The 8,859-nt window shown below is 59.1% G+C and carries 8 protein-coding genes; 3 read left to right on the top strand and 5 right to left on the bottom strand.

The window, feature by feature from the left end:
- Positions 1 to 410: 410 nt before the first annotated feature.
- The 4 genes from HMPREF3053_RS03680 to HMPREF3053_RS03665 all read right to left on the bottom strand — a co-directional run bounded on the left by HMPREF3053_RS03680 (position 411) and on the right by HMPREF3053_RS03665 (position 3,798).
- Positions 411 to 1,283, bottom strand: coding sequence for an adenosylcobinamide-GDP ribazoletransferase (locus HMPREF3053_RS03680; RefSeq protein ID WP_049192930.1), 873 nt, complete (start codon positions 1,281 to 1,283; stop codon positions 411 to 413).
- 5 nt (positions 1,284 to 1,288) lie between these two features.
- A complete protein-coding gene (cobT, locus tag HMPREF3053_RS03675) occupies positions 1,289 to 2,326 on the bottom strand; it encodes a nicotinate-nucleotide--dimethylbenzimidazole phosphoribosyltransferase (protein ID WP_049190512.1) in 1,038 nt (345 codons plus the stop codon).
- Between the two features lie 102 nt (positions 2,327 to 2,428).
- On the bottom strand, positions 2,429 to 3,022 hold the full coding sequence (locus tag HMPREF3053_RS03670) for a bifunctional adenosylcobinamide kinase/adenosylcobinamide-phosphate guanylyltransferase (protein WP_049190511.1): 594 nt from the start codon (positions 3,020 to 3,022) through the stop codon (positions 2,429 to 2,431).
- An 11-nt stretch (positions 3,023 to 3,033) separates the two neighbouring features.
- A complete protein-coding gene (locus tag HMPREF3053_RS03665; RefSeq protein ID WP_016423034.1) occupies positions 3,034 to 3,798 on the bottom strand; it encodes a DUF3043 domain-containing protein in 765 nt (254 codons plus the stop codon).
- 309 nt (positions 3,799 to 4,107) lie between these two features.
- On the opposite strand from HMPREF3053_RS03665, the gene HMPREF3053_RS03660 reads away from it, so the two are divergent.
- The gene (locus HMPREF3053_RS03660; RefSeq protein ID WP_005512007.1) at positions 4,108 to 4,449 is read left to right on the top strand and encodes a HesB/IscA family protein; all 342 of its coding nucleotides are present in this window, start codon (positions 4,108 to 4,110) and stop codon (positions 4,447 to 4,449) included.
- 178 nt (positions 4,450 to 4,627) lie between these two features.
- Here the strand turns inward: HMPREF3053_RS03660 and asnB are convergent, their stop codons facing one another.
- The gene (gene asnB / locus HMPREF3053_RS03655; protein ID WP_049192931.1) at positions 4,628 to 6,553 is read right to left on the bottom strand and encodes an asparagine synthase (glutamine-hydrolyzing); all 1,926 of its coding nucleotides are present in this window, start codon (positions 6,551 to 6,553) and stop codon (positions 4,628 to 4,630) included.
- Positions 6,554 to 7,053: 500 nt separating this feature from the next.
- Here asnB and HMPREF3053_RS03650 point away from each other — a divergent pair, with 500 nt between their 5' ends.
- Both HMPREF3053_RS03650 and HMPREF3053_RS03645 read left to right on the top strand, forming a co-directional pair.
- Positions 7,054 to 8,229 carry an aa3-type cytochrome oxidase subunit II gene (locus HMPREF3053_RS03650; RefSeq protein ID WP_049190506.1) on the top strand — a complete coding sequence of 392 codons (1,176 nt, stop codon included), beginning with the start codon at positions 7,054 to 7,056 and terminating at the stop codon, positions 8,227 to 8,229.
- A 35-nt stretch (positions 8,230 to 8,264) separates the two neighbouring features.
- Positions 8,265 to 8,711 carry an aa3-type cytochrome oxidase subunit IV gene (locus tag HMPREF3053_RS03645; RefSeq protein WP_016423031.1) on the top strand — a complete coding sequence of 149 codons (447 nt, stop codon included), beginning with the start codon at positions 8,265 to 8,267 and terminating at the stop codon, positions 8,709 to 8,711.
- Positions 8,712 to 8,859: the final 148 nt, after the last annotated feature.

The raw sequence follows: 8,859 nt of genomic DNA, 5'->3' as shown, positions 1-8,859 counted from the left end.
AAAGTGGTGATGCATTCACCGCCTGAACCTACCGGCCATTTTTGACATAAACGCAGTCAGTAACTCGGATCGACCCACCGCCGCCAGCCATAATCGCAGTCACTAGCCCCTACTGAACCCAAACCCCACTGAACCCAAACCTGGGAGTGCCACCCCAACAAAGAAAAGCGCGCCCCGTGCATCGCTGCGGCGGGACGCGCTTTTTTAATTAGCTGGGAGGCTAGAAGGTGTGCTCGTTCTTGGCGCCCCGGCAAACGGTCGGCGCAAAATAATTTGGGCGAGCCCCGAAACGAGCCTCCTGTACTCCGCCTTCCCGGCGGTGTGCCCTCAGAATACGTCCGCGTCAAAGCGACCGTCAATAGTTCTTTTTAAAGAAAACCCCAACGGGGGCAATGCGCGCATTTTCCCTGCTAGAACCCTATGGCAAGTGCCACGGCACAGACAGCGCACGCTATCTCAATGACTGCACCAAACACGTCGCCGTTGACTCCGCCAAACCTCTTCACGCAATGCCGCGTCAGCAGCAGTGTAACGCCAAAGCTCAGTGCACAAGCGACTACGCCCACGAGCCCAACCACCCAGCCCGACACAGCGAGCAGCAGTATCCACCAGCAGGTCACCGTGACTGTGGACTGAGTACCGGCAGTCAGAGAGCCGAAGCCGCTGTTCGAAAAAGGCGGAAAGCCGCGCCAGCAGGCAGTCGTTGCTGCCGCGCGAGAGGCTACAAAAGGCAAGCACAGCGCAACCACACCAGGCCACATCTGACCAGCAGACCACTGCGACAGCACACTAGCCACAATCACGGCAAAAGCAGTCGTCGTCGTCAACATCGTCAGCACGATGGAGCCCACGCCCATTGGGCCGGTGCTCGGATCGCGCAGCACCTCCCGCGCCCCCTCCGGCGGCTTATACGAGCCGAGGGCATCCGCCACATCCGCCAGCCCATCCAGGTGCATCGCGCGGGTCAACATCTGTGCCGCCACCATAATCAGGGTGCCGCCGAGGATCGGGGTGACGTCGTAAAGCGTGGGCGTGCCTGACGACGACGTTGCGAACAGCGCCGCCGTGATGAGAACTGCACCCGCGGCAGGAACGAGCCCAGCTACTGGCAGTGCGGCGATGGCGCGACGGCCGGTGATGCGGTCGAACACGCTCGCGCCTTTGAAGGGCAGGATGGTGAGCCAGGACAGGGCAGTGGTGATGGCCTCAGCGACGGCATTGCCGTGAGCAGAGGGATCGCCGTCGAGGTTGTCCTGGCGAGACGGGCCGGCTTTGTCGGACAAGTCGATTAGTCCTTGGTGCTTACGCCTGCGTCGGCGAAAGTAGCCATGTTGCGCAGGACCGATACGCCGGACTTGACCAGCGGTAGGGCAGCGACGGCGCCGGAGCCTTCGCCAAGACGCATCCCGTATTCGAGAAGTGGTTCCTTATCCAGGTGTCGAAGGGCAAGCGCGTGCGCGGGCTCTGCCGACTTGTGGCCGGCGACCCACCAATCGCGGGCGCCCGGAGCGAGCTGGTCAGCCAGCAGAGCAGCGGATGTGACAACCACTCCGTCCAAAATCACAGGAGTGCGACGAACCGCTGCTTGCGCCAAGAACGCGGCCATCACGGTCATATCCGGCGAGGAAATACGACGGAGCACCTCAACCGGGTCATTGCGCAGGCGACGCACGCGGAACATGGCATCGCGTACGGCAGCGACCTTGAGCTTCCACCCCTCGTCATCAATGCCAGTGCCTCGGCCGACGACGACCACCGGTTCGGAGTTGGTCACGGCACCAATCAGCGCCGCGGCTGGAGTGGTGTTTCCGATGCCCAGGTCGCCGGCAATGAGCAGGTCAGCGCCTTCATCAACGGCGGCGTCGGCAATCGCGATGCCCGTGCGGATGGCCTTATCGACCTCCTCCTCGCTCATCGCATCCTCGCGGTCGATAGAACCACAGCTGCGACGGATACGGTATGGCCCTTCGGCATCGTGGTCGAGGGAAATGTCCACACCGGTAACAGTGGCTCCCGCGATGTCAGCGATAGCGTTCACGCCGGCACCCTTTGCCTCGATATTGGCAAGCATCTGAATAGACACCTCGGACGGGTACGCGGACACCCCGCCCTGGGCAACACCGTGGTCACCAGCGAAGACATAAACACGACAATCGTCCAGGTCACGCGGAGGGCATTCTCCCTGACACGCCGAAATCCAAATGCCGAGTTCTTCCAACCGGCCAAGTGAGCCTGCGGGTTTAGTCAACTGCTCATGGCGCGCGCGGGCGGCCTGTTCAGTCTCTTCGTCAGGGCGTGCTACCGGTCCAAAATAATCCGCGTTCATACTCTCAAACGCTACCCGAAAACGATTTGTCTACCGACCATTGGTGCACAGCTATTCGCATTGCTAGGCAGACCGTCATAGGGGAAGCGGCGTGGAGTGAATCTAGTTCGCCGCCTTGACTTCCATGGGGCAGCCAGCCACAACTAGGACAACACGATCACAGACAGCTGCGAGCTGTTGGTTGAGAAGGCCAATTTCATCACGGAAAAGCCGCCCTGAGCGGTGTTCGGGAATGACACCGAAGCCCACTTCGGGCGACACAATGAACAGGTCGGAATCTGCGGGGAAGTTGCGCACGGCGTCGACAAGCGAGTGCGTCCACGGCGCGACGCTGCCCCTCGGCGCCTCCCACAGCCCCTGCGCGTCGATGATGTGCGTCAGCCAGGTGCCGACATCGTCCAGCAGCATGCGCCGCTCCGGCGACGCGAGAGCTTCCACCGCATCGACGTCATCAACCGTGTGCCAGGCCACTCCGTGCTCTTTTGCCTGTGCTTGACGACGAATGCGGTGCTCCTCGACCCTGGAGTGAAAATCGCTATCACCGGGCCAGGGCCGTGCTGTTGCGATGTAATGCAACACCGTTGAGGCTGCAGCATCTGAGGCACCGCCGGTTGAGGCTGCGGCGGTGGCCAGCAGCTCGTGCTCAGCCCATGAGGACTTGCCTGAGCGGGCGCCACCGAGAACCAAAGTGCGCATGGCAGATGAGGCTACTTGATTTCGTCGCCGATGTTGACCTGCGGACGCGGAGTACGCAGACGACGCGGCTGAGAAGCGCGGGAGTAAGCGTAGAAGCCCAGTCCCCAGGCCCCTTCGGTGGTCTTCGGGAAGCGCTCACGCGTCAACTTGATGGCACGGCGGCCGATGTAAATGCCCTCGATAATCAGGGCGATGATGAGAACCATCGCGATGAGAGATGCGATGTTGGCCAGCTTCGGCAGGGAAGTGCCAATCATCATAATCAGCAGCAGAATCAGCGCGAACGGGAGGAACACGTTAGCGAGGAAGCGACGGGAATCAACCCAGTCGCGGACAAACTTGCGCTCAGCGCCCTGGTCGCGTGGCAGCATGTAGCGCGGATCGCCGGCGGCCATGCGCTCGTCGGCAATGCGACGCTGCTCACGTCGCTCTGCTCGCTCGCGTGCCTTGGCGGCCTTGAGCTCTTCCTTGGACATGGAAGCCTTGAGCTCCTTGCGGCGCTGGCGAGCTTCCTTAGCGGTCAGCGGCGCCTCGACCGGGCCACGGCGGATGCCGCGTTCGCGCTCAACCTCGTTGCGCTTCGGAGTGGGGCGCCCCTTCTTGGGAGTAAAAGCACCGCTGTGCTTCTTCTCGGGCTGCTGAGACTCCGAAGCGGTGCCCTTGGCCCCGCTGGATGCGGTCGCGTCGGTGGCTACGTCTCCGGCGTTGGTTGCGTCAGCGTTAGCTGCCTCAGCTGCCTTGGACTTTTTGTCATTCTTTTTCCACGGTAGATTCACGACCCCAGATTATAAGGTCTTCAAGGTGCTTCCCTAATTAGGTTGCAGGTTGAGGGGCAGGGACGGGGCAAGGGCGAGGTTTTGGGGATGACCGCCGCAGGGGCAGGCGGGAAGAGTGCGCTTGTGGCGTGGGAAGCCGTGGTGTGGTTGCGATGTGGCGGCAAAAAGAGACTTCCGAAAAAGAGAAAGAAAAAGAGAACCCAGAATTGGGAATTAAAGACTGGTCGGTAAGGTTGTGATAAATAATGACGTAGCCGACCTTGGGGTCGACTCGCATACTTAAACACTTCAACAAGGAGGACACGCGCTATGACTACTGCTCAGAGCACTGGCGTTACCCTGACCGAAGCTGCGGCTGCCAAGGCAAAGGCACTTCTGGACCAAGAAGGTGCCACCGACCTGGCACTGCGTATTTCCGTGGCTCCGGGCGGCTGTGCCGGCCTGCGCTACCAGCTCTACTTCGATGACCGCAGCCTCGACGGCGATGTCGCCGAAGTTTTCGGTGGCGTCAAGCTGGTCGTTGATCGCCAGTCGGTTCCGTACCTGTCCGGTGCCACCATCGACTTCGCTGACACCATTGAACAGCAGGGCTTCACCATCGATAACCCGAATGCCACTGGCTCCTGCGCTTGCGGTGACTCCTTCAACTAAGTCATTAGCTGAGCAGAGCTGTCAGCAGACGCTGTGAAAAGCGTCGGATAGTAAAAGGCTCGGACCTCACTCTTGTTAACTGAGTGAGGTCCGAGCCTTTTCTATTGGTTGCCCCAGCTATGGTGGCAGCCTGCCGGGGCAGGATGGGGTTGAGGCGCGGGGACCGTCGTAAAGCGAGCTAGAGCTCGACGGGGTAGTCGCGCTGCTCGATGTCCGGAGTAATGCGGTCTTCGATGAAGATGCCGTGCCAGACCATGAAAGCAAGGATGGTCCAGAGGCGGCGGGAGTGGTCGCGCTCGGTTGGGTGGTGCTCGGCGAGCATCTTGAGCACGGCGTCCTTATTAATGAACTCATCGGTCTGGGACTCGCGGATGATGTCCTCGGCCCAGCCGTGCAGTTCGTCGCCTGCCAGCCAGTGGCGAATCGGCACCGGGAAGCCCAGTTTGCGGCGGTTGAGCACGTGCTCCGGAACAATCTGCTCCATGGCGCGACGCAGTGCGTACTTGGTGGTGCCGTGAGAAACACGCATGTCCACCGGCAGCGTCTGTGCAACGTCGAAGACCACACGGTCGAGGAACGGCACGCGCAGCTCCAGGGAGTTAGCCATGGTGATCTTGTCCGCCTTGACCAGAATGTCGCCACGCAACCAGGTGAACAGATCCAAGTGCTGCATCCGAGTCACCGGGTCCCAGCCTTCAGACTGCGCGTAAATCGGCGCAGTGACATCGCTGTGGTCCCATTCCTTCTTGGCCCACGGCAGCACTTCCTGCAGCTGCTCAAAGTTAAAGGAACGAGCATTGCCGTAGTAGCGCTGTTCCAGCGGAGTAGTGCCTCGCTGCAGGAGCGACTTGCCGCGCATGCCCTCTGGCAGAGCTTCGCCGACCTTAGCCAGACCGCGCAGCAGGGGAGATGGAACCTTGTCGAACGGCTTCAGCGACAGCGGCTCCTTATAAATGGTGTAACCACCAAAGAGCTCGTCTGCGCCCTCACCGGACAGTACGACCTTAACGTGCTTACGAGCCTCTGCGGCCACGAAGTACAGCGGCACCAGTGCAGGGTCAGCTACCGGGTCATCGAGGTACCACATAATCTTCGGAATCGCCCCGGCGAACTCCTCCGGCGAGACGACCTTCACAATGTGCTCGACGCCAATGGCGGCGGCGGACTCGGCAGCCACATCGACCTCGGAGAAGCCCTCGCGCTCGAAGCCAGTGGTAAACGTCAGCAGGTTCGGGTTGTGGCGCTTAGCCAAAGTTGCAATCGCAGTGGAGTCGATACCGCCCGACAGGAACGAGCCCACCGTGACGTCGGCACGCATATGCTTCTCGACGCTGTCCTCCAGCGCACGGGCAATGCGGTCAAAAACATCCTGTTCAGCGCCCTTAGCCACTGGCTGAATCGGGAAATTCGGCTTGAAGTAGCGGGTCTGCTTAACTTCGCCACCAGGCGTAACGATGGCAGTGCAACCCGACTCCAGACGAACAATGTCAGTGTGCAGCGACTCCGGCTCCGGAACGTACTGCAGATCGACGTAGTGCTCCAGTGCGCGCTTATTCAGCTTCTTCGCATCGATGCCCATCTCCGGCGCAGCTTCGAGCAGGGACTTCTTCTCAGAACCGAAAATTGTGCCACGCTCTGTGGTGGCGTAGTAGAGCGGCTTAATGCCGAACGGATCGCGCGCCAGGAAAAGCTTGCGCTCGACGCTGTCCCAAATGGCAATGCCGAACATGCCGCGCAAGTGCTTTACGACGTCCGCTCCCCAGTGGTGGAACCCAACGACGATAGGTTCACCATCGCCGGAGGTATTAAAGGCATAGCCTTTCTTCTCCAGCTGCTCGCGAAGTTCGACGAAATTGTAGATTTCGCCGTTGAAGGTCATGGAGTAACGATTCGGCTGATTCTCTGGTCCCCACTGCAGCGGTTGGTGGCTGTGGGCAATATCAATAATGGATAGGCGGTTGAAGCCGAAAACTGCGTCCTCATCGTGCCACGTGCCTGCATCGTCAGGGCCGCGGTGCCGCATGCAGGGCAGGGCCCTTTCGACAACGGGAACGAGCTCCGCTGCGTCAGAATTTGCAGCCAGGATTCCGAGAAGACCACACATGCTTCGTGCGCGCACCTTTCGCTTAGTGTCACTTAATGGATTTTCGACGGCTCCGTAGCTAGCGGCTCAGCGCGACTGGTTGTCGCCTTAACCGGTGGCCGTGAAGGACCGCCGCGTGGCTGAGTAGCTGGGTTGAACCCCAGATTGGCGCCACATAGAAATGCTGCACCTACTTTAATGCCTTTTGGGGAAAAGCGAGAATGTCTGAGTTTGCCGTGTCTAGGGCTCGGGGCAAGGTTGCGCGGGACGGTGTGTGCGTCAGCGCGTGGCACAAACACTAAAAAATTCATAGACTTAGGAGCGTCAACAGGGTGTAACTGGTGAGAATGCCACCCCCGATAGGCGGGTCTTTCTCAGTATTTTATTAGGGCAGATATACTCAAAGGCACCCCACAGCCATATTTATTGTGGAGAAAGCTTAAGAATCGACTACTCTGCTTGGGTAGGACGAAACCTTAATCGGTTATCGAAAATTGTGTGGATCAGGAAGGCAGACACACGTGAATCAGCGTAGAAAGTTCGGAGTCGCCCGTAAGCTCGGCGTCCTCGGCGTTGCCACCGGTAGCGCAGCCTTGCTTGCCGGCTGCGATGTTAATCCTCCGGAGAACGGCTTCTTCAAGCTGCTCCGCTTTGGTTGGCCGGAAGGTGTGACCCCGGAAGCACAGTCCATGGGTAACTTCTGGGTTTGGACCTGGGTTGCAGCTTGGATTATCGGCATCATCGTTTGGGGCGTTACCCTTTACTCGATGGCAAACTTCACAGCTAAGAAGGCTGAAAAGAAGGGCAAGGGCGAGTTCCCGCGCCAGACTGCATACAACGTTCCGGTTGAGTTGTCTCTGACCATTCTCCCGATTCTGATCGTGATGACTCTGTTCTTCTTCACGGTTCAGACTCAGGACAAGGTCACTGCCCTGGATAAGGATCCGGAAGTTACCGTCGACGTCACCGGTTTCCAGTGGAACTGGAAGTTCGGTTACGCCAACATTTCCGCTGACCTGATGGGCGGCGAGGAATACAACGGCCGTATTGAGAAGCCGGCTGATGAGCAGTTCTTCACCGAGGGCGGCCACGAGGTTCCGTCCGCTGAGGATCGCGCAAAGCAGAAGGAGCACCCGGTTCACGGACGCTCCAAGGAGAGCCTCGACTACCTGCACTACGACGAGATTGAGACCCTCGGTACCACCGAAGAGGTTCCGGTCCTCGTTGTTCCGGAAGACACTGCAATCCAGTTCGACCTCGCGTCCGCTGACGTGATTCACTCCTTCTGGGTTCCGGAGTTCCTCTTCAAGCGCGACGTGTTCCCGCACCCGGAGGCTAACAAGTCCAACCGTGTCTTCCAGATCGAAAAGATTGACTCGGACAAGATTGCCAACCGACCAGAGGACAACCCGAGCGACAAGGTCAAGAACGCATTCGTTGGCCGTTGTGCCGAGATGTGTGGTACCTACCACGCAATGATGAACTTCGAGATTCGTGCTGTCTCCCGTGAGGCATTCACCGAGTACATCAAGTTCCGCCAGGAGAACCCAGAAGCTACTAACGCTGATGCTCTGAAGCACATCGGTGAGCCGGCATTCGCAGTCTCCACTTCGCCGTTCAACTCCGGTCGTGTCGACACCCGCGACATGGGTGATCGTGGTGCTAACACCATTGACCTGAACGCGACCGCCAAGTAAACCCAGCAAGATTCTTACTTAAAGGAAGTTCTCAAATGAAGTCTGCAGCAAAGCTCTTCTACGGACTTACCGTGTTCCTGGGGTTCATGGCTGTCGTCTACATCTTCGGCACTCAGTACCTCCAGGACACCGGTAACGTCATCAACGAAAGCCAGGGTCGCCTCGAGTGGGCTGGCGCAACCGGCCTGGTCCTCGCAGCTCTGATGACTCTGATGCTCGGTGGATACTTCCACTTCACTGAGCGCCGCTCCGACATCACCCCGGCCGACTTCGAAGAGGCAGAGATTGCCGACGGTGCAGGTACCCTCGGTTTCTTCTCCGCTAGCTCGATTTGGCCGTTCGTGATGACCATGGGCATCCTGCTCATGGGCTACGGCATCGCATTCATGGCCTACTGGCTGATTGTCCTTGGCGCGGTAATTCTGATCGTCTCCGGCACCAAGCTCAACACTCAGTACATCACTCCGCCGGAGAAGCACTAGTCCGAGTGCAATCAGACTGAACCACAGTCGTAGATAACCGAAAAGTCTCTCCCACTAACAAGGGCGTTAGTGGGAGAGACTTTTTTGTTTGGGCGAGTGGGAGGGGATTCCTAACTGGTGTTACCTCGTCGGTTAGGATCTGTAGTCA

The organism is Corynebacterium sp. HMSC064E07 (assembly GCF_001815745.1).
Taxonomy (GTDB): Bacteria; Actinomycetota; Actinomycetes; order Mycobacteriales; family Mycobacteriaceae; genus Corynebacterium; species Corynebacterium jeikeium_D.
The sequence above is the reverse complement of the archived record's forward strand: the minus strand, read 5'-3'. Positions and strand labels throughout refer to the sequence as shown.